General features: G+C 33.2%; 15 protein-coding genes. 6 read left to right on the forward strand and 9 right to left on the reverse strand.

What is annotated here, in order from left to right; genetic code table 11:
• The first annotated feature begins 29 nt into the window (after positions 1-29).
• Positions 30-437 carry a hypothetical protein gene (locus ACWNT5_RS05630; protein WP_299604875.1) on the forward strand — a complete coding sequence of 136 codons (408 nt, stop codon included), beginning with the start codon at positions 30-32 and terminating at the stop codon, positions 435-437.
• A 66-nt stretch (positions 438-503) separates the two neighbouring features.
• Here ACWNT5_RS05630 and ACWNT5_RS05635 read toward each other — a convergent pair whose 3' ends face one another.
• The 4 genes from ACWNT5_RS05635 to ACWNT5_RS05650 form a co-directional block, all read right to left on the reverse strand.
• Entirely contained in the window at positions 504-1,463 is a 960-nt protein-coding gene (locus ACWNT5_RS05635) for an OmpA family protein (protein ID WP_456516848.1), read from the reverse strand.
• 114 nt (positions 1,464-1,577) lie between these two features.
• The gene (locus tag ACWNT5_RS05640) at positions 1,578-2,342 is read right to left on the reverse strand and encodes an exodeoxyribonuclease III (protein WP_299604871.1); all 765 of its coding nucleotides are present in this window, start codon (positions 2,340-2,342) and stop codon (positions 1,578-1,580) included.
• Positions 2,343-2,364: 22 nt separating this feature from the next.
• Entirely contained in the window at positions 2,365-5,742 is a 3,378-nt protein-coding gene (locus tag ACWNT5_RS05645) for a CHAT domain-containing protein (protein WP_456516849.1), read from the reverse strand.
• A gap of 81 nt (positions 5,743-5,823) precedes the next feature.
• On the reverse strand, positions 5,824-6,252 hold the full coding sequence (locus ACWNT5_RS05650) for a cytochrome c oxidase assembly factor Coa1 family protein (protein ID WP_456516850.1): 429 nt from the start codon (positions 6,250-6,252) through the stop codon (positions 5,824-5,826).
• Positions 6,253-6,410: 158 nt separating this feature from the next.
• Here ACWNT5_RS05650 and ACWNT5_RS05655 point away from each other — a divergent pair, with 158 nt between their 5' ends.
• Entirely contained in the window at positions 6,411-9,827 is a 3,417-nt protein-coding gene (locus tag ACWNT5_RS05655; protein WP_456516851.1) for a hypothetical protein, read from the forward strand.
• A 48-nt stretch (positions 9,828-9,875) separates the two neighbouring features.
• Complete coding sequence (locus ACWNT5_RS05660) at positions 9,876-10,244, forward strand: hypothetical protein (RefSeq protein ID WP_456516852.1); 369 nt, start codon at positions 9,876-9,878, stop codon at positions 10,242-10,244.
• Here the strand turns inward: ACWNT5_RS05660 and ACWNT5_RS05665 are convergent.
• Positions 10,241-13,225 (reverse strand): GEVED domain-containing protein, encoded by a 2,985-nt coding sequence (locus ACWNT5_RS05665; protein WP_456516853.1) that lies wholly within the window; start codon positions 13,223-13,225, stop codon positions 10,241-10,243. The two genes, ACWNT5_RS05660 and ACWNT5_RS05665, sit on opposite strands and share 4 nt — an antisense overlap.
• 440 nt (positions 13,226-13,665) lie before the next feature.
• On the opposite strand from ACWNT5_RS05665, the gene ACWNT5_RS05670 reads away from it, so the two are divergent.
• Positions 13,666-16,629 carry a proprotein convertase P-domain-containing protein gene (locus tag ACWNT5_RS05670; RefSeq protein ID WP_456516854.1) on the forward strand — a complete coding sequence of 988 codons (2,964 nt, stop codon included), beginning with the start codon at positions 13,666-13,668 and terminating at the stop codon, positions 16,627-16,629.
• A 107-nt stretch (positions 16,630-16,736) separates the two neighbouring features.
• Here ACWNT5_RS05670 and ACWNT5_RS05675 read toward each other — a convergent pair whose 3' ends face one another.
• Both ACWNT5_RS05675 and ACWNT5_RS05680 read right to left on the reverse strand, forming a co-directional pair.
• Positions 16,737-18,272, reverse strand: coding sequence for a glycine--tRNA ligase (locus ACWNT5_RS05675; protein ID WP_456516855.1), 1,536 nt, complete (start codon positions 18,270-18,272; stop codon positions 16,737-16,739).
• 139 nt (positions 18,273-18,411) lie between these two features.
• Positions 18,412-19,293: a hypothetical protein gene (locus ACWNT5_RS05680; protein ID WP_299604856.1), complete on the reverse strand. Its 882-nt coding sequence runs from the start codon at positions 19,291-19,293 to the stop codon at positions 18,412-18,414.
• Positions 19,294-19,371: 78 nt separating this feature from the next.
• On the opposite strand from ACWNT5_RS05680, the gene ACWNT5_RS05685 reads away from it, so the two are divergent.
• Positions 19,372-20,052 carry a ComF family protein gene (locus ACWNT5_RS05685; RefSeq protein WP_456516856.1) on the forward strand — a complete coding sequence of 227 codons (681 nt, stop codon included), beginning with the start codon at positions 19,372-19,374 and terminating at the stop codon, positions 20,050-20,052.
• Positions 20,053-20,110: 58 nt separating this feature from the next.
• Complete coding sequence (locus tag ACWNT5_RS05690) at positions 20,111-21,724, forward strand: Ig-like domain-containing protein (RefSeq protein WP_456516857.1); 1,614 nt, start codon at positions 20,111-20,113, stop codon at positions 21,722-21,724.
• Here ACWNT5_RS05690 and ACWNT5_RS05695 read toward each other — a convergent pair.
• Both ACWNT5_RS05695 and ACWNT5_RS05700 read right to left on the reverse strand, forming a co-directional pair.
• Positions 21,711-22,499 (reverse strand): amidohydrolase, encoded by a 789-nt coding sequence (locus ACWNT5_RS05695; RefSeq protein WP_456516858.1) that lies wholly within the window; start codon positions 22,497-22,499, stop codon positions 21,711-21,713. The two genes, ACWNT5_RS05690 and ACWNT5_RS05695, sit on opposite strands and share 14 nt — an antisense overlap.
• A gap of 44 nt (positions 22,500-22,543) precedes the next feature.
• Positions 22,544-23,005: a hypothetical protein gene (locus ACWNT5_RS05700; RefSeq protein ID WP_456516859.1), complete on the reverse strand. Its 462-nt coding sequence runs from the start codon at positions 23,003-23,005 to the stop codon at positions 22,544-22,546.
• Between the last annotated feature and the right edge of the window lie 13 nt (positions 23,006-23,018).

Below are 23,018 nucleotides of genomic sequence, written 5' to 3' on the forward strand. Positions count from 1 at the left end.
TGATACTAAATTTATAACACCCAAATATTATGAAAAAACTAATGCTACTTTTATTCTTAGTAGGCGCTGGATTAACCACTCAAGCACAACAGGATACGTGGGCTCAAAGAGCTGAATCGTTTACTCAATTGTACAGTTTAGCTACTGATTTAAATAAAGAAACTGATAAGGTTACCGCACAAGGAAGCGTAGTTTCAGTTGTAACTGGTAAAGGAACTATATCTGTTGAACAAGTTTTAGACAAATCAAAGCCTGCAGATTTAAAGGCTTATAAATATAATTTACTTACTTCAGCTGGAAAAATGATTCCTTTAGACTTAAAAAACTCTGAAGAGGTAATTGAAGGTTTTCACAGAAAACTTTTAAATGTAAAGGAACAAATGAGACAGAATCATGATAAAGAAGTTGGAGATATTTTAGATTCTTTGTTTAACTAAAGTATTAATTCAACATAATAAAAAAAGCGCTCTATTCGAGCGCTTTTTTTATGGAGATAAATTAAATTATATATCATTTAATAACTTAGAAATTTCATCTAGCTTAGGTGTTAGAATTACTTCTATTCTTCTGTTTTTAGCTTTACCAGCAGATGTTTCGTTAGATGCTACTGGTGAGTATTCTCCTCTTCCTGCAGCAGTAAGGTTTTGCGCATCTATTTGTGGATTTTTTAGTAATAAATCTACAATAGCTGTCGCTCTTTTGGTAGAAAGATCCCAGTTTCCTTTTAACTGTCCATTACCAGTATAAGGCACATTATCAGTATGCCCTTCTATCAACACAGCAATATCTGAATTTTCTCCAAGAACAGATCCTAACTGTTTTACTGCTTGTCTTCCTTGGGTACCTACAGCCCAACTACCAGAATCAAACAACAATTTATTTTCCATAGAGATATACACCTTTCCATTTCTTTCTTCTACGGTTAGTCCTTTTCCTTCAAAATTTCTTAGTGCTTTAGAAATAGCAGATTTTAACGCTTGCATCTTAGCATCTTTAGCAGCAATTAGCCCTTCTAACTCATCTACACGTTTAGAACGGCTATCCAAATCTCTCTGTAGTTTTTCTAATCGATTACGCTCAGCTGCTAAGGTTCTTTCCTTTTCTTCTAATTGAGATAACAATTCTCGATTTCTCTTGTTATTTGCATTCAAAGCCTCTGCACTATTTTTTCCTAAGGCATCATAGGAATTCTTTAGATTTTCATAGTTTGAAGAAAGCGCATCATATTTAGTTCGTAACTCGTCTCTCTCTGTCTTTGTTTTATCATATGCTTCATTTAACTTATCCAGAGCTAATTTATCAGCATCGCTTTCCTTTTGTAATGCCTTATATTTATCTTGTAGTGAACGATTTTCTCGTTTTAATCGTGCATATTTTCCTTCTAGTTCTTTATGTACTTTAGAAGAAACACAAGAAGTGGCAAAAGCTCCAATAAAAATGATTATTAAAATTCTTTGTATCATATTTTTGTTTTTTCTGTTAGTTTAAGCAAGTCGAAGACTGATAAGATCTCATTATACTAATATAACAATTCGACAAGCTCAGTGTGACAATTTGGTATGTCAATTCTAAGTTTTTTATACGTCTAACTCTACCATGATTGGGCAGTGATCACTATGTTTTGCTTCGGATAAAATGATAGCTCGTTCTAATTTATCTCTTAAAGGTTCTGCTACCATTCCATAATCCAATCGCCAACCTTTGTTATTAGCTCTGGCATTTGCTCTATAGCTCCACCAAGAGTAATTATGAGGTTCTGAATTAAAATGCCTAAAGGAATCAATAAATCCACTCTCTATAAAATTACCGATCCATTCTCTTTCTACTGGTAAAAATCCTGATACGTTTTTATTACGAACAGGATCATGAATATCAATTGCCTGATGACAGATATTGTAATCTCCTAGAATAACCAAATTAGGATACGTTTTTTTAAGTTCATCAACATATTCTTGTAGATCTGCCATATATTTTAATTTATGTTCTAATCGATCTAAATTAGTTCCACTTGGCAGGTACATACTCATGATAGATACTCCATCAAAATCAGCTCGCAGGTTACGCCCTTCATGATCCATATAGTCGATTCCAGTGCCATATTCTATGTGGTTTGGTTCTGTTTTGGATAAGATAGCAACACCACTATATCCTTTTTTCTGTGCACTAAACCAATAATTATAGGAATATCCTGCTTCGGCAAAAACATCGAGTTCTAGCTGTTCCTTATTGGCTTTGATTTCCTGTAAGCAAATCACATCAGGATCTGCTTGTTGTAACCATTCTATAAAACCTTTTTTTAAGGCTGCACGAATTCCGTTTACATTATATGATATTATTTTCACGTATCTCTATTTTAATTCATGATTATGCCTGACCACTGATCAAAGCATTCTTTTTTCTGTACCAAAACAAACTTACTAAGATCAGTGCTAAAACACCAAACCCAATCCACCAATATTTTGAACTGTCATTTTTCAACTCTATAACAGCTGTATCTCCTAATAGGTAAAATCCACCCCAATAATAGGGATGATTCGTTTCTTCATTGGTAGTGTTAAGAAATTGCAATTTTGCTTGCTGTAGTGCCTCTGCTTTGTTTTTACCGTCTTTTAAGTTTCGATAAAAATACTCCATAATTTTAGGGGTGGTTTCATCAGAAACTTCCCAGTTGGTTAATAGTAAACTTTTGGTTCCAGCATACTGAAAAGCATTTCCTAAGCTCATAATGCCTTCGCCTTTGGCAATTTTACCAGTTCCTGTATTACATGCACTCAAAACAGTAAGTTCTGCTGGAATATCTAACGCAAACAGTTCATGACTATACAGATAATTATCTTCTAGGGTATCCTTACTTTTGGTGAAATATAATTTTGAATTTTCTGGACGCTCATTATCAACATCTCCGTGCAGAGCAAGGTGTAAAATATTATACCCTTTTGCGTGTTTTTTAAAATTTTGTTCTGTTGCTTCTGAACCATAGAAATATTGGCCATCTACAATATTTGCTATCGCACCGATTTCTTCTCGCGTTCCTGGTAAATCTACACCTACACTTCGTAAACTTCTTAAACGTACTTTGGTAGAGGCTGTCTCTGTATTTTCTTCTCCTGAAAAAGAAAATGCCAAGCATTCTTGCAAAGGATTAGTCTCAGATTCTTGCTCTAAACTATCTCTAAATAATAAGGTGGCAGAATTGGCATAGGATATAGCATAATCCTTAAGCAAATATGGCCAATTCTTAGGATTATTAGAAGGATCTTCTTGAGTTAATAGTAAATCAAAATTAAGATGCCAAAGCGGACCATCTGGTACAATAATTAACTGATTACCTACTAATTCTTTGTTAATCGGTTCTACTAGGGTTTGATATAGATTATATGAAATACCCTTATATGCTTCATAATCTTTGGTAATAGCTCCTTGAAATTCTTTAACCTGCTCTTCTAATTTTGGAGTTGATAGTTCTTTTACAGCAATATTGTTTTTTGAAACGGTAAAAGCATACGTAGTACTATCTGCAGTAAAAAACTCTAATAAAGTCATTTTGTCATCTAATCTCTGCTGTACCTCGGCTACAGAAATTACTTCATTATCATATTTAAGCTGATAGTATTTAGGATAGTTTTTTTCTAATATTTCTGTTAAAGAATCCTGCTTATGAGAGACATGAAAGAGTTTACTTTCATACCTTGAAAGTCTGGAAGAATCTATTTCCCTATTAGATAATTCATCATTTACTTTAGATTGATAATAAGCTTCGTCAATTTTTAATTTTTTTTCCAATTCAATAACGTCCGATGATAATCCGGAAAAACCTTTAGCATTGGAATCTTGTAACAAATCTTTTAAAACACCCGATCTACTTTTTTCAGAGTAGTGGTAGGCATTTTGTAATAAATTTGGACCTTTTTTAACTTGGTATAAAAGTAAATTAGCTTGTATTGCTTCCTTGTATAGCATTTTACCTATATCAGAAATGAGTAGCTTCTCCTCATAATTTAATAAAAATGTACTTAGTGTAGTCAACATAATACTTGCTTCCTTATAATTCTTGACACTTTCATTAAGATAAAAAATATCCTTTTCCTGAAGATACAGGTCCTTATTAACACCTGCATTGCCCATGTAAGCGAACAAAATTCCTTGTAATTGACTAAAATTAGTATTTTCAATTAACTCTGATAAAGATCTATTATTATTGATATTCATAGCCTTTTGATAATAAGAAATTGCTTTTTTATATTCCTTCTTTTTCCTATAAATTTTACCAATCCCTTTATTTATTCTTACAGCCCAATATTCTTCTTCTGACATTGTAGTTTTACGTATATTTAATGCTTTTTTGTGATAGTACAAAGCTGAATCATATTGTTTACTTTTTAAATATAACTCTCCAATTTTGATGTAGTTTAGATAAAGATCCTTATGATCTTTTCCGAGAGTTAAAACTCTTATTTTTTCTGACTTCTTATAATAAAACAGAGCTTGTTCAAAATCATTTTTTAAGAAACTGATCTCAGCCAAAAACATATATGGTTCAGCTGTACTAAGATGATCTTTTCCAAATAACTTTTCCAGAATATTTATAGACTTATTTGAGTAAAATAACACCTTCTCGTAATTACTCAAAGCAAAATAAATAGCAGCCATTTTTTTATAGGAATTTGCAATTTCAATACTGCTTGTTTCTTTATACTTAAGGGAAATTTCGAGAGCCTTTTTATTATAAAAAAGAGCCTTCTCAAACTTACCTTTATAGACATATTTGGCAGAAACATTCATATAATAGTTCACAAGTTTTAGGCTATTTTTTCCATAAATTCGATTCCCAATTTTTATAGCCTTCTTCATATATTTTATAGCGTTATCGATATCTCCTTTGTAATATAGAATATTAGCAATATTATTATAGAAAGAAGCTACACTGCCATGATTTTCTCCAGAAACTTGCAATTGAATAGTTAAGGCTTTTTTATAATTAGATAAAGCTTCATTATCTTCTCCTAATCTTTCATAAATGGTTCCAATATTATTGTAATATCTAGAAATTTGTGGGTGATCTTCTCCTAATCTCTTTTTTTCCAACAATATTGCCTTACTCATAAATTCTATAGAAACCTCATACTTTGCTTTTATATAATAAATCCTAGCTAGATTGTTATATGAAAACGCGAGAAAAGGATTGTCTTCATTTTTATCTACACGGATAGCTTTTTTAAATTCCTTTTCCGCTGAAGTAAAATCATTCTCTGCCAAGTAAACTTGACCTAGATTATTATATGATTTAATAATTCCTGAACTATTATTTTTAGAAGCAAATATCTCTTGAGCTTTTTCAAAATAGTTTTTTGCTCTTTTTAAATCAGTTTTCTTTAAATGATATTGCCCTATATTTTCGCAAGATTTTGCTTTTTGAAGGCTATATGCATCTAAATAAGTATTGCAAATATTTAATGCTACCTTAGCAGATTTCAATGACTCTTCATATTTTGAATATTCGAAATAACTTTCGGAAATCCCATTATAACAACCTGCAACTCGCTCCCAAGCTTTTGCTTTTTTGTATAGTGGTAATGCTTTTTCAAAATATATGATGGAACTATCTAACTTTCTATCTTCTAATAAAGAATCCGCCTTTTTATAATATTGAGCCGCTAGTAATGTATCTTGTCTAATTGTATTTTGAGAAAAAATAACGTGTGTAGACAATACAAAAATGACGATAGTTTTTAGTAGTTTCATGGGGTTTGGTTTATAAGGGTATTACTAAGATATTTTAAAATTCTTTCTTATGATAATTATATCCAAACAAAATAGATAACACTACTCACTCCCCAAGACTTCAATTATTTTTTTGGGTTTTTTAGTTCGTACTCGTACCAATTCATAACGCCAAGTATTATTCCATTTATTCGCTATAATGTCTAATTTCCCCTTTTGCTTAGAACCTTTGATTCCGACAGTCATAATAGCTTTACTTTTTTCCTCATACCGAACTTCACCTTCTAACAATTCAAAAACGCTAATAGGCTTTACTTCGCCTAAGAGTGCTATAACACGTTGATCATCTTCCACCATTTCGAAAGCAGTCGTATATACCGTCGGATCTACCATTGCTTTTGTAAAATCGCCTATTGGCTTACCAAGCAGTACCAACATTGTAAGTACAAATCCACTTATCAATGCGAAAAAACCTAGAATCCAACTTCTACTCTTGCGCCACCAACTTTTATTGTCTAAATAATCCGTCATAAATTTTTGCTTAAATAAATGCGAAATCACAAAACATACCACTATATTTATCGTTATCGCTATTATAAAAACCTATCCAATCAATAATTGTTGCACAAATCATAGTAATTTAAGGGCTTGGAGTGCCTCTGTTTCTGAAAAACTTTAGTTTTATATCGATGCGTATTTTTACGGTTTTAGGTTTTTTATTACTTCTTAGCACCTATACTATATACGGGCAGGATATTTCTGGAAATTTCAGAAGTAAAAAAGTACCCGTTACCGATACCATACGCATTGATTCTGTGAGCATCAATCCTTTTAAATTTAAATTGCTTTCAAAACAAGGAAATGCTATCGACAGTACTTTTTACAAGGTTAATTTTGAAAATGCATCTTTAATTCTATCTCCAGAGATTCAAGCACAAAATGATTCGATTACATTACAATATTATCGATATCCTGATTTTCTAACCAAAAAGTATTTTGAGTTTGATCCATCCCTAATCGTAAAGGAAAATGGAAATCTACAAAAGCTATACAGCTTATCCGAAGCTAATAGCAAAAAAGAATTCACTCCTTTTGATGGGCTTACCACTAATGGTAGTATCTCTAGAGGTGTTACTGTAGGCAGCAACCAAAATACGGTATTAAACTCTGAACTAGATTTACAAATCTCAGGTAAGATTAGTGATAACATTTCGCTTAGAGCTTCTATTCAGGATGCCAATGTGCCAGTACAACAAAGTGGATATTCGCAAAATCTAGATGAATTTGATCAAGTATTTATTGAACTCTACAGTAAAAACTGGAATGTAAGAGCAGGCGATGTACAACTACAAAACAATACTAGTTATTTTAACAGATTTACCAAAAATGTGCAAGGTATATCCATTAACGGAACTTTGAACCATCCAGAATCAAACACGAATTTATTCGCATCTGGAGCATTGGTCAGAGGTGTTTTTACCCGTAGTCAATTTACCGGACAAGAAGGTAATCAAGGTCCATATAAATTAACAGGTCCTAATGGTGAACTCTTTATTCTTATTGTATCTGGTAGCGAGCGCGTATATGTAAATGGTTTATTACTAGAACGGGGAGAGAACAAAGACTATATTATCGATTATAATGCAGGAGAAGTACGTTTTAATCCAACTTATCCCATTACTTCGGATATGCGGATATCTATAGAATACCAAACTACAGAACGAAATTATTCTAGAATAATAGTCTATGGTGGCGGAGAACACACAAGTGACAAACTAAAAATTGGTGCTTTTGTATATTCTGAAAATGATGCAAAAAATCAACCTTTACAACAAAACTTAAGTGATCCTCAAAAAGAAATTCTATCCAACGCTGGTGATGATCCTACTCAAATGATATCTCCATCAGCTGTACCTGATATTTTTAGTGAAAACAAAATCCTTTATAGAAGAGAAACAATCAATGGACAAGAAGTATTTATATTTTCAAATAATCCAGAAGATGAATTATTTAATGTACGTTTTTCGTTGGTAGGTGACAATCAAGGAGACTATATCGTTGGTGATGTAAATACAATAAGTCGAATTTTTGAATATGTACCACCTGTTAATGGTATTCCGCAAGGTAATTATGCACCTGTTGTACAACTTGTAGCGCCTACCAAACTACAAACTGCTGTGGTACAAGGTTCTTATGTACTAACAAAAAAAACAGCAGTATCATTTGAAATTTCTGGTAGTAAAAATGACCTCAACTTATTTTCGGATATTGATGATGATAATAATGATGGCGTAGCTGGAAGACTGCAGATACAACAAAATATTTTCTCCAGAGATAGTAGCTGGACCATGAATGCTTTTGCTAATGGTGATTACATCCAGAAAGAATTTAAAAGCATTGAAAGAATCTATAATGTAGAGTTTAATAGAGATTGGAACTTGAACAATCCTCTTGGGGATCAACAATTTTTTACCGCTGGTTTAGAACTACTACATCCCAAAAAAGGATACACAAGATACTCTTTTCAACACCTAAATTTTTCCGAAAATTATAACGGAAATAGACATCTTTTAAACACAGAGCTACGGCTTAACAAACTGGCAGTTGGTATGTTTTCTAGTTTACTAAATAGTAAAAATGAGACTTTAGACTCACGCTTCTTTAGAATGTACAGCAACATTACCTATAGCTTTCCCAAAAACTGGATAGGTGCTAAAATGGCTACTGAAGAGAACAAAGAAATTAATGTCGGAGATCAGACATATACTCTAAATACCCAACGATTTAAATCCTACGAAATATATAGTGGAGTAGGTGATAGCACCAAAATTTATGCAGAAATAGGATATCGACATCGTATAAATGACAGTGTAAGAAACAATAGACTGGACAAAGTGAGCACCTCTAACACCTACTTTTTAAAGTCCAACTTATTGAACACAAAAAACACGCAACTTTCGTTATTTGTTAATTACAGAACCTTAGATAATGAAGATCAAAACCGACAAGATGAGCAGTCACTAAACTCTCGATTGCTTTATAATCAGCGATTTTTTGGAAGTAAAATCAATTGGAACACTGTTTTAGAAACCAATAGCGGAACATTACCACAGCAGGAATTTACTTATATCCAAGTAGATCCAGGACAAGGAACTCATACCTGGAATGATTATAATAGTAACGGTGTGCAAGAACTAGAAGAATTCGAAATTGCTCAGTTTACAGATGAAGCTATCTACCTTAGGGTTTTACTCCCTAATCAGGTTTTTGTAAAAACACATCAAAATCGACTTAGTCAGATTATTACTCTAAACCCTCTTTCCTGGTCAGGATCTGAAAATAAAACTAAAAAACTATTATCTCATTTCTACAATCAAACTTCTTATATCGTAGATCGTAAAAATTTGAGAGATAATAATTCCTTTGACATCAATCCATTCCGTAAAGATGAGAATGAGCTGGCACTAAATTTAAGTTTTAGAAATACATTATTTTTTAATCGTGGAAAACAACGCTATACCACATCATACACATTTCTGTCCTCCACAAACACAAACTTACAGGTAACTGGACTTCAGGAAAATAGTATCGATAGCCATCAACTAACATTTGCTCATAAAATGGCCAAAACATGGCTTTTTGACCTAAAAAATGAACTGATCACAACAGAAAGTATTTCAGAAAACTTTACCAATAGAAACTATGTCTTAGAAGGTTATAAGATTGAACCTAAACTTTCTTATTTGCTATCACCGCAAACACAATTTAGTATATTTTATTTGTTAAATGATCAGGAAAACATTTCTGGAGAAGAAATACTGACTCAACAAAAACTAGGAGTTTCTTTTATGTATGCCAATAAACAACAGATATCTATAAGTGGAGAATTTAACTATTTCAAAAATGATTTTACTGGAAATGCATTTTCTCCAGTAGGTTATCAATTACTAAGTGGTTTACAGCCTGGAGATAATTACACCTGGTCTCTTTTAGCCCAAAAAAAACTAACCAAATATTTAGATCTAAACGTCTCTTATTTAGGAAGAAATAGCGAAAATAATGATACCATTCATACAGGAAGTATTCAACTAAGAGCCTATTTCTAATATTTTTCTCATCTTTACAAATACAAATCTCTTAATTCTTTAATTACCATGAAAAATACCTTAAAAATTTGCCTGTTTATTCTTTTCATTTCTTTTTATAGCTGCATTACTACTAAAGCTGCAGACGGAAAAGATGGCCAGAATGGAAAAGAAAGTACTCAAAACATCAGTGCAACAGATATGCTAGAAAAAGGACTTAAAAAAGCAACCTTAAAGACTTCTAAATCGAAAGATTGTCCATATATACTTACGGTAGATGATGCTAAAGATCAATTAGATCCTATAAATCTTTTAGACTTTTTTGAAAACGAGGTTCCAGAAAAAGTATGGGTAAAATATGGTAATTTAAGAATGCGAAACAGATGTATAGAAGCTAGACCTGTAACCATCATAGAAATTAGTAAGCGTACAGATTAGTTTACTGAGAATTTTGCAGACTTTCCTGTTTTACCACTTCCTAATCTAACAAAATAAATACCTGTGCTGGCAAAAGACATATCTAACAAATAGGTAAATCTGCTATTAGCATCTTTATCTACAAAATTAGAAACAATTGTTTTACCTGTAATACTGTAAATACTCAACCTAAGTCTATCATCTGCATTACTATCGCTCATAGTAATCAAAAACTGGTTATTCGGTTGGCTCAAAACTGTAAGGTCTGAATTTGGATTGGTATTTTCTCCAATTTCTACAGTATAATCATGCGTAGTTCCAAATTGCATTGACCCACAAGGCTCGTTAAGCCTTGCTCCATTGTTTGTATTAGTATCACCAGCTCTTACCCTTAAAATATGTGTGCCCAACGGAGCATCACTTGGCAAGGAGAAAAGAAATGTTTGATCCACATTCTCTTGAGATATTACTTCATTACTTATGATTAACTCTTCATCTTCAAAAACTGCATCATCATCCAGATCTATCCACAAAGAAAGCTGTTCTGCATCACCTTCAGCAAAACCAGCCTGAACTGTAAGCGAATAAACACCTAAAGATCTATCTAGATTAATTACCAGATCTGTAAAATCTTCATAACCGTTACCACATTGAATGTCTCTATTTGAAATATTAGAAAGTACAAAGGAAGATAATCCATCTCCAAATCTCAAACAATCGGATGTTGGCGCGCAAAGTTGATGCACAACCACTCTGGAAATAACATCATTAGCCGTATCTTGGTCAGAAGTTAACGAAGTACCTATCTGAAAGTTATAACTGTCAAAAGCAGATAAATCGGCTGTAGTAGTAAAAGTATATTCTGCAGACTCTCCAACAGGAATAGATCCAGTAAAAGTTTCGCTAATCACATCTCCTCCGTCTATAGCATAAAATACTGGAATATTAGATTGAACAGAACCTCCATAATTTCTAATGAGTATGGTAATTGTTTCAGCCGAAGAAATTCCACCTCCAGAAACAGGTGATACTAAACTAATCACTCCAACATCATTAAGAAATAAATTATTAGCTTCTCTATTCGCACAATTATTTTCTGGAGTTATATCCCCAACTAAATTAGTCTCCGCTTCAATAGTAGAAACTGTTCCACTAGTTAGATCTGCGGTAGCATTAAATGTAAACGATGCTGTTTGTCCTGGAGATATAGTTCCTGTAAAAATTTCATTTACTGAAGCTCCTCCGTTTATAGAATAGCTAACAGGAATATTACTTTGGGTAGTAGTCCCGAAATTCTTAAGGGTTACTGTAATTGTCTCAGAAGTGGTAAACGTTGCATCTTCTGGAGCGTCAATGCGAATAACTCCTACATCATTACTAACATTTTCAGCAATTTTAAATACCCCTACAATATTTCTCGCATTATTACCAGAATTCTCAAAATATTCAGCAATATGCCAAAAAGTTTGATCATCTCTTGGGTCTACTGTTATCTGAGCATAATCCCCGTAACGATTTCGAGTCGTTTGATCTACATCTGTACCAACAGCGATAGTTTCTTCTACAAACGTCATGGTTCCTAAAGGATCATCTGCTAATCGTCCAGTATACCTTATTGAAGCAAAACTATCCTGATTTGCCCCATCTGCAACTGTACCCATAGTAGTATACCCCATTCCTATATTACCAAAGACATCCATTGCCATACTACCACACCATGCGCTTTTACCATCTGGTGAAGTATATGTTCCTTCCTGATAAACAGACCATGATTGACCATCTCCATTTTGTCGAAGTTCATACCATCTTATAGCGGAAATATTATCAGAATTTTGCCGGGTATCTATGTCTACAGGAAAATTAAGTACCACCGAATTATAATCACAAAATCTTCTATAATTGGTGGCATACATTACTGTTCCTTGTAAAACATCTATGTCTTGACCACCAGTTCCAGGTTGAGGTAAATTCGCAAAAGAACCTCCATCAAAAGTAGAATCAAAAGGGGTAATATTTCCATTACTAACTGTTAATTCTTCTGCCTCCATAATTGTTGACAGGTCAGGATTCACCCAATCCACATTGATGGTCCATAATTTTAAGGCATCTTCACTCACTCCCTCCCAATCATCATCCTGAAAATAAATTATTTTAGCATCTCCTTCTGGCGGTAAAGCATTTCCTATCGCATTAAAAGACGCTGGACTATAAAAACCACCTATTCTTGCTCCTGGTAAAGGAAAACCAATCATTTGTGCAGTATTAGCTCCAGCAAGCATTTGCTCTCTATCAATAACAAAAATAACTTCACTTGTCATTTGTTGTCCTTGATCTTTATTGGCTGTTACGTAATAACCGTCTGACCAAATAGAGAATTTTGTATAATCTGGAAAACTACCTGTATTAAATCTATATGTAAACCATCCATCATTCACTGGATCAGAACCTCTACAGACAGCCACTAAAAACCCGTTCGGAGTATCGCTAAATTGCGTAATCACAAATCTATCTGCAAAACTATCATAAAAAACGATGGGATCTCCTAAGGTTTCACCTGGAAAAATATTAGCCAATGAAGTTGATGGCACAAGTACATTTCCATTTCTATCATGAATAGCAAATGCCGAGTTCTTGGCGCTTACAAAGTGATTAGGCCCTATCGCACCCGATGGGTCCGAGGGTGAAACTGTGCTAGAATTAGTCTCAAATACTAAAGAAGGTGTTTTACTATTTCTAAAAGCTCCTGCTCTCTTTTGTTGTGCAATTAACGCATCCTGTTGTCTTGGTAAACCTTTGCCAGGCACTATTTTATTAGCATCTGTTCTTTTTGGATTTACTTCACCCTCTCTAGGCCCTTCTGGTATTAACTTTTTACCTATTAAAGGACCCACCTCTTTCATATAGCTGGAAGAAGTAACCAAGGTCGCATTACTGGTTTTTTTATTTTGAGTAAAACCAGCTATACAATACAACATAAAAGAAAAGAAAAGAATCCTTTTCATAACTTAATCAGAGAGTTTTAAGATGAGTTTGTTTTCGTTTTTTGGTCTAAAATACAATTAAACTTCAAAAAATAGTAAAAACTAAGCACTTAATCTATCATTTCTACAGAAAACAAAGGAGATTTCTTACAAATGAAATCTCCTTATACTATAGTGTAACGTTAATTTGATAAAATTATTTAAATAGTTTTATCAAGTTTATTCTAAATAATAAACAAGTCAACTCCATAAAACCCTACTAAACGAACTAATTGGATTTGAATATATGTAAAATGTCAAAATTCATTCTCACTGGAGTATCTTAAGTTTTTAAGAAATTGACAAAACTTTCTTCTAAAAAAGTAATAACAGTAAGATTTTTAAGAAAAACTCCATATTAGGGGTAGGGATATTAACACTTAGTATGTTTATTAAATAACAAATCAAACAAATCAATAATTATGTTTAAAAATTCACTTTTATTAATCCCATTACTGTTATTAGTAAGTTTGGGAACTTTTGCACAAACAAAACCCAGTGCAAAACCTAACTTTTACTCTAAGTCTACTTCGATGAGAGTAGCACCTCCTATTAGTTCCAAAAAAACACTCATACCAGCTAAAAGCTCGGATCAAGAAATAAGAGATGGTAGATATTCAGAAGATAATAGATCCTCTAAAGGTAAAATCATTATCGGTAAAGGATCTAAAGGAGATGATATTTTGGCGAAAGCACAAAAATCATATTCAAAACGTGTTCCTGGATTAGATCCAGAAATTGTTTTTGATACTACGGAACAAAATAGCCAACCTACAGATCCTTCTTTAGCCGTTGGTCCTGATCATGTAATTGCTGTATTTAATACAGGTTACCGCATTTTTGGAAAAGATGGTAATGCCCTTACTGGTGATTTATCTTCTGATAATATTTTTACAGCTGCAAATGTTTGTTGCGATCTAACAGTTTCATATGACAATGCTGCCGACAGATGGGTTATGTCTATTTTATTTTTTAATGGTAACGTAGAAGTTGCAGTATCCCAAGGACCTGATCCAATTAATGATGCTTGGTCTGTGTATTCATTTGCAAATATTGAAGATTATCAAAAAGTATCAGTATGGTCAGATGGGTATTATATGACTGCGAATGTTAACTCTGCCACAGCAGCTACTGCAGATGCGGTTTTTACTTTAGAAAGAGATGCTATGTTAGCAGGAGCAGCTACTGCTCAGATCATTGCTTTTCCTTTACCAGGCATTGCTACCGACGGTTTTTACGCTCCACAAGCTTTCAATGTTAGTAATGATAACTTACCAGCAATAGGAAATGCTCCTATTGTATATATGCAAGACGACGCATTTAGTGGAATTACAGAAGATCATATCAAAATATGGACGATTAATGTGGATTTTACAACACCAGGCAATTCTACAATTTCTCAACCTACAGAACTAACCACAACTCCTTTTATTGGAGCTTTTGACGGAGGTTCTTTTTCAAATCTTGCACAACCAGGAGGTGGTCCAGATATTGATGCTTTACAAAATACAATCATGAATCAAGCACAATTCCGAAAATTTCCTACACATAACTCAGCCTTATTTAATTTTGTGGTAGACACTGATGGTGGACCTGGAGAGATAGCAGGAATACGATGGATTGAATTACGCCAATCTGCTGACGGACAACCATGGACAATTTATCAAGAAGGAACTTACACTTCTCCAGATGGTAAAAATGCATGGAATGCCAGTTTAATTATGGATGATAATGGAAATATAGGAATGGGGTACACTGGTATGGGTGGTACTACTGATACTTTTGTAAGTTCATACTATACAGGAAGGTTTGCAAATGATCCTCTAGGAACAATGACCATAGACGAAACATTAATTGCCTCAGGTGGTGGTGACATCCCTTCATTAAGATATGGAGATTACAGTAAAATAGACATTGATCCTTCAAACGGAGAAAAATTCTGGTATATCACTGAATATGTAAATACTGGAGGTAATAGAGCGAATGTTGCAGGTGTATTTCAAATTGCTCCTAGCAATACCAATGATGTTGGTGTAATTTCAATTGATCTTCCAGAAGAAGGAGCTTTTACTAATGCTGAAGATATTACAATAGATATTCGTAATTTCGGAAGTGCTCCTGCATCTAATTTTGAAGTAAGCTATCAGGTAGACGGTGGTGCTTTCATTACAGAAACATTTACTGGCACTATCGAATCTGCTAACATTGCCTCTTATACATTTACACAAACAGCAGATTTATCTGTAGAAGGTCGAACATATACGATCACAGCATCTACAAATTTAACCAATGATGAACTGAACACAAATGATCAGATTTCTACTATGGTTACTCATTTAGCTCCAAATGATATAGGAGTTGTAGCGGTTACTTCTCCAGTAACTGATGATAGTTTAGGAAATGAACTAATAACCATAACTATTGAAAATTTCGGTACACAAGAACAATCAAACTTTGATGTTTCTTATAGTATCAATGGAGGAACTGCAGTTACAGAAACAGTAACTGGACCACTTGCTGCTAATAGTACTTTAGATTACACATTTACACAGACTGCAGATTTATCACAATCAGGTTCTTATGAAATTGTGGTAACTACACTTTTATCAAATGATGCAAATGCAAGTAATAATAGTTTTATTACTACTGTAGAAAATGTGACTTGTAATACTGCTGAAAACACTACTCCAGTTGCAATTAGTGAAAATGGTACACCTACCATAACATCTGAGATAGAAATTACAGAGAATGTGATTGTTTTAGACTTAAATGTATTACTTAACATTGAACATACTTGGAATGAAGATCTAACAATCACGTTAACAGCACCAGATAATACTACTGTTGTTGAGCTAACAAGTGTAAACGGAGGAAATAGTGACAACTATACTAATACCATTTTTGATGATGCTGCCGCTAATCCAATTACTGGTGGAACAGGACCATTTACTGGAACTTTTCAACCAGAAGGAAGTCTAGCAGATTTCAACGGATTATCTTCTACAGGAACTTGGACACTTACTATATCAGATGGGGCTAACCAAGATGGAGGTCAATTAATAAATTGGTCAATTGAATTCTGTGAAGTTGAAGAGGTTACATTAGGAGTTAATGAAAATCTTGACCCAGACAAAGATTTACAAATTATTTATGGAGAAAATAATCAATTCGAAATTCGATTTGAATCTGAAACTGTTACGGATCAATTAGATATGGATATTTTCAACCTTAGTGGTCAAAGACTATTAAGCTATAGATTAGACAAAATAAATAATATTGGCTATGTCTATAATCTTGATATGTCTTACGCCTCTGCTGGGGTATATTTAGTTCGAATCAAAGACAAGCAGAATAAATCTAAAATCAAAAGATTTATTGTTCGATAAACAAATGTTACATAAAAAAAGAGGTCTAAATTTTTAGACCTCTTTTTGTTTTATTCTATTTGAAATAAGAAATTAATTGCATTAAATCTTGTACGAAATCACAATTTTTATTTCAACCAATTTTCTGCATCTACTTTTTCTGAAATAATAGACTTTAATTCAGAGATAGCAACTCGTTTTTGTTCCATGGTATCTCTATCTCTTATGGTAACCGTTTGATCAGTTAGCGTATCGTGATCTACCGTAATACAGATTGGAGTTCCTGCAGCATCTTGTCTTCTATAACGTCTTCCAATTGCATCTTTCTCATCGTAAGCTACATTGAATTTCCATTTTAGATCTTCTACAATCTTTTCGGCCACTTCCGGCAAACCATCTTTTTTCACTAATGGTAATATCGCAGCTTTTACAGGTGCTACAACCGCAGGAAGTTTTAATACTACTCTACTGGAACCATCTTCTAATACCTCATCCTGTAAAGCCGTAGAAAATACCGCTAAGAACATTCGATCCAATCCTACTGATGTTTCCACCACATAAGGAACATAGCTTTCTTTTAATTCTGGATCAAAGAATTGAAGTTTCTTACCAGAATATTCTTCATGCGCTTTAAGATCAAAATCTGTTCTAGAATGAATCCCTTCTAATTCTTTAAATCCGAAAGGAAAATTAAATTCTATATCAGCAGCAGCATTCGCATAATGTGCTAATTTATCGTGATCATGAAAACGATAGTTTTCTTTCCCTAATCCTAATGATAAATGCCAGTTTAAACGGGTTTCTTTCCAGTATTCATACCACTTCATTTCTTCGCCTGGTCTTACAAAAAATTGCATTTCCATTTGTTCAAACTCACGCATTCTGAAAATAAACTGTCTCGCTACGATTTCGTTTCTAAATGCTTTACCCGTTTGTGCAATACCAAAAGGTATTTTCATTCTACCTGTTTTCTGAACATTAAGAAAGTTCACAAAGATTCCCTGAGCCGTTTCTGGTCTTAAGTATAAATCAGTAGCTGATTCTGCAGAAGCGCCCAGTTTTGTTCCGAACATCAAATTAAACTGTCTAACGTCTGTCCAATTTTTAGAGCCTGTTTCTGGATCAGCGATACCTAGTTCTTCAATTAATGCTTTTACATCAGCTAAATCTTCATTCTCCAAAGATTTCGCCATTCGTTGAAGTACTCTTTTTTGTTCTGAAAGATATTTTACAACTCTTGGATTTGTAGTAACAAATTGCTCTTCATCAAAAGCATCTCCAAAACGCTTTTTCGCTTTTGTAATTTCTTTCTGAGCTTTCTGATATTGTTTTTCAGCATAGTCTTCCAACAATACATCTGCTCTATATCTTTTTTTAGAGTCTTTGTTATCAATTAATGGATCATTAAACGCATCTACATGGCCTGATGCTTTCCAAGTAGTAGGGTGCATAAATATTGCTGCATCTAAACCGACAATATTTTGATGCATATAAACCATACTTTTCCACCAATATTCTCTAATATTTTTCTTCAGTTCAGCCCCATTTTGTCCGTAATCATATACAGCACTCAATCCATCATAGATTTCACTAGAACCAAAAATATACCCATACTCCTTGGCATGGGCTATTACCTTCTTAAATTTATCTTCTTGATTTGCCATGGCGCAAAAATAATTGAATTTACCACAATTGAAAACGAATTTATTCAATTAATGTGCTTACAAAGTAATTTCTCACAAAAACATAAAAAAACCACCATATTACTCAAAATATGGTGGTTATATATGTAATAAGAACTATTTACTTTAATTCAAATTGAGTGTTAGAAATCATTCTTGGTCCAGAGAATAAATTCACTACATAATTTCCTTTCATCAACTCTCCTTCTTCAGCATCCACTAATACACAAACGTCTAGCGCATCATTCTCATAGAACACTTTATTACGACCACTATATGTTAATACAGCATCATCAAAGTTTACTGAGATTTTATCTCCAATAAGATTGTTTTCAGGATTAATTACCTGAACGAATAATTCCTTATCACCTTTTTCTGTTAACTTGTTAGGTGATAATGTAAAACATACTCTCACTTTTTCTGCTCTACTAGATCTAGAAGTTGTAACTATTTTACCGCTATTACGAACTCTTACTCCTTCTGCTTTAATACCAGAAGCTTGTAATGCAGAACCTCTTTCTACGATTTCAGCAAGTTTACTATTCTGATTTGCAAGAGAATCTGAGAATACGATTCTTTCAGAAAGTGCTGTAGAGGTACTATCAAGATCTGTTGCTAGCTGAGCATTTGCAGTCGTTAAACTATCCGCTAATTTGAATAATCTTTCACGTTCTTTCTTCAACTTACTAACTTCTCTTCTGTAACGTGCGATTAATGCAACATTAGCTTCATAATCTTTTAAGCTATCTAATAAAACAACAACACGTTGTTTTTCTTTTAATAAATGATCGTCCATCACTTCATTAAGAGCAATAGCATTATCATATTTTGTTATTAATTCTCCTAATTCGCTTTCAATTAAATCTTTTTCTTGTTGCAAAATTGCTTTTTCTCTCTTTTCTTCGTTGTAAAACTTATACGTGAAGATCCCCAGAATTAATAAAAGAGCTCCCAGAACACCGATTAGTATCTTAAGGGTCAAGTTATTGTTTTGAGTTGTCATAATAAATTTCTAATTTTTGATGGTTACGTTATATAGTAAATTTAGTTAAATATAATAATTAATGTTAATTCACCTAATATGTTAAGCGACTTAGCTTATTTATTTTTCCCTATATATTGTGCTGCTTGCGACAGTCCATTATATAAAAACGAAAAGGTCTTATGTTCCTCTTGCAGACACAAGCTTCCGTTGGGTAATTTCCATAAGGTTAACGCTAAAAAGATCGAAAAAGTATTTTATGGGCGTGCTAAAATAGAAAATGCGACCTCTTTGTTTGTGTTTGAAAAAGATAGTTTGGTGCAAAATCTTATGCATAATTTAAAGTATCGAGGACAACAAGAAATTGGAAAAGAGCTAGGGATATGGCTAGGCCACGAACTACTGCAATCATATGCATATCAGAATATTAACGCAATCATACCAGTGCCTTTACATCCTAAAAGATTACGAGAGCGAGGTTATAATCAGGTGGAGAAATTTGGAAGAGAAATTGCCACCCAATTACAGGCGGATTATATCGATTTTGTTTTGAAAAAAAATTCTTACAACGAGAAACAATCAAAGAAAAATCGTTTTTCTCGTTGGTCAAATACTTCTGAAACATTCGCAATCGAAAATGAGTCTCTATTAATAGATAAACATATATTAATTGTAGACGATATTGTAACTACAGGAGCAACACTAGAAGCTTGTATTCAAGTTTTGAAATCCATACCAGGTATTAAAATAAGTATTGCCACTATGGCGATCACCGTATAGATTTTTTGTTTGTTATAAATAGTCGTTTCTTTGTGTCTTTAAAAATCGTAACGGAGCTATGTATAAAAGATCCTATACAGTACTATTTACTATTTTCTCTTTATTATTAATTATCAGTTGTGCAAAAAAAGGTACAATAACTGGTGGTGAAAAAGATGAAATTCCTCCAAAATTTATCAAAGCTACTCCTCCTAATTATTCTACAAATTTCAATAGAAAAGAAATTCGAATTTATTTTGATGAATATGTGAAGCTAGAAGACGCTCAAAAACAGATTATTATATCTCCACCGATGGATCCTAAACCCGAAATTACTCCATTAGGTGCTGCCAATAAATACATCAAGATTAAATTTTTAGACACTTTATTAGAAAATACAACATACAGTATAAATTTTGGACAAAGTATTGTAGACAATAATGAAGGAAATCCTAATCCTTTTTTTAGATACGTTTTTTCTACGGGAGATTCATTAGATTCACTAAGAATACAAGGTGTAGTGGCAGACGCTCTTGAAAAAAAGCCAGATCCGTTTATAAGCGTTGCCTTATATGAAATCAATGAAAATTATTCCGACTCTCTTGTTTTTAATGAAGTACCAAGATATGTTACCAGCACTTTAGACAGTATAAATTTTGACCTTGATAATTTAAAAGAAGGGAAATATAAACTTATTGCTCTAAAAGACGCTTCTTCTAATTATACTTATCAACCGAAGCAAGATAAAATTGGTTTTTACGAAGAAATAGTAACACTACCGGAAGACACCGCAAAGGTATTTACCATCAATTTATTCAAAGAAGTACTAGATTTTAAAGCACTTAAACCAAAACAGCTTTCTAAAAACTCTTTCGTTTTTGGATATGAAGGGGAACTAGATTCAATGAAAATAAAGTTACTTAGCAATACTCCAGAAAACTTTGAAACTCGCATCTTTCCAGATAGAGAAAAAGACACATTACATTATTGGTTTAAACCTTTCTTTGAAGCAGATTCCTTAATTTTTGAGGTTGCAAACACTAAAAATTTTAGAGATACGTTAGTTGCCAGGTTCAAAGACCAGTATAAAGATTCTATCAAATTAAGTAGTAATGCTAAAGAAAGTTTGGCATTTGATGAAGATTTTACACTTTATTCTAATACACCACTGGAGAAAATTGATGACAAGCTTATTAAATTAGTAGATAAAGACACACTAGAAGTTCCTTTTTCTGTTGCGTTAAATACAACTAAGAATGAAGCTAAATTTACTTTTGAAAGAACTGAAAGTAATGCATACAAACTAGAGTTGTTACCAGAAGCGGTGACCGATTTTATTGGAAATGTGAATGATAGTATTAGTATTAATTTTAGAACCAAAAAATTAGCAGATTACGGTACCATCTTTTTTACTTTAGAGAATGTAAAACAATATCCTGTTATCATTCAAGCTACTGACGAAAAAGGAAAGTTTATTGATGAAAAAATTGTCACAAAACAAGAAACTGCTGTTTTTGATAATCTCGATCCAGGAAAATACAATTTACGTGTAATCCTTGATAACAATAAAAACGGGAAATGGGACACTGGTAATTTCCTAAAAGGCCTACAAGCAGAAAAAGTAATCTACTTCCCAGAAGTCCTAGAAGTTCGGGCAAACTGGGAACTCAAACAAACGTTTATTTTGGAATAATTCTAAAAGGATCTGCATCCTGCAAGAAAGGTAGTTTTTTACGAGTTTTTTCGATATGCTCTTTATCTAAGGTTGCATATAAAACAACTTCTTTTTCTACAGGATTTTCTTCTAAAACAGAATTACCGAGCACATCATATACCGCAGAATGGCCATTGTACTCATAGCCTTTTCCATCTAGACCGACACGATTTACACCCACACAATAGGACATATTTTCAATAGCTCTGGCTTGCAAAAGGACATCCCACGCATTTATACGAGGTTTGGGCCAACTAGCTACATACAACAGTAAATCATATTCAACCGTGTTTCTTGCCCAAACAGGAAATCGAAGATCATAGCAAATCTGTGGTTTAATTTTCCAATTTTTATATACAACTATAACCTCTTCATTACCTGCTGAAAACACCTCATCTTCTTTTGCCAAAGTGAATAATTGATGTTTATCATACTTCTGAATAGTTCCATTGGGTTCTACAAACAAAAAACGATTGTAATAAGCGCCATCATCTTGTATGATAATACTCCCAACGATGGCACATTCTTTTTCTTTAGCTAGTTCCTGAAGCCACTTTATCGTTTCTCCATTCATAGTTTCTGCAACTTCCGCAGCATTCATTGTAAAACCTGTGGTAAACATCTCCGGAAGGATAATTAGATCTGTTTTGGGTTTCACGGCTTTGATTTTTTGTTCAAATACCGCTCTATTCTGGATTGGATTTTCCCATGCTAAATGAGATTGAATTAACGCAATTTGTAAAATAGCACTCATAGCCTAAAGACAATTAAACTTAAAAATATACAACATCAACTTCCTTACTCTTCTTCTTCATATGCCATTATCTCAAAATGGGCAGTCTTCTTTTTTGAAGAAACTGTAATCTTTTCGATTACCGATCTATCAATTTTGTGGATGTCTTGTTCTTCTATAACAAAATCTACTTGAGTAATACTCTTGTTGGATACGTTAGAAAAATCAGATTCTATTTCCTGCATATCAGAAGCTAAATTTAATTCAAAATCCTTTCCTAAAATTAACAGTTCAGCACCTTTCCAGGTTTTTATATGAAAACTCCCAATAATAATCGTTTTCACATAATAATACCCCGCCAATTCCACAATATCCATATAAATCTCATTCGATGAAGATTGTGCAAATTTGGTTCCGTTTACCTGTATAATTATATTTTCTGTATGGGTATCCACATGCAATTTCTCCATCGCTCTAATATTACCTAGAGCTGCCTGCACTTTCAGAATGGAACGTTTTAAACTCATAGTTGTGATTTAT

Source organism: Aquimarina sp. 433, assembly GCF_054054605.1.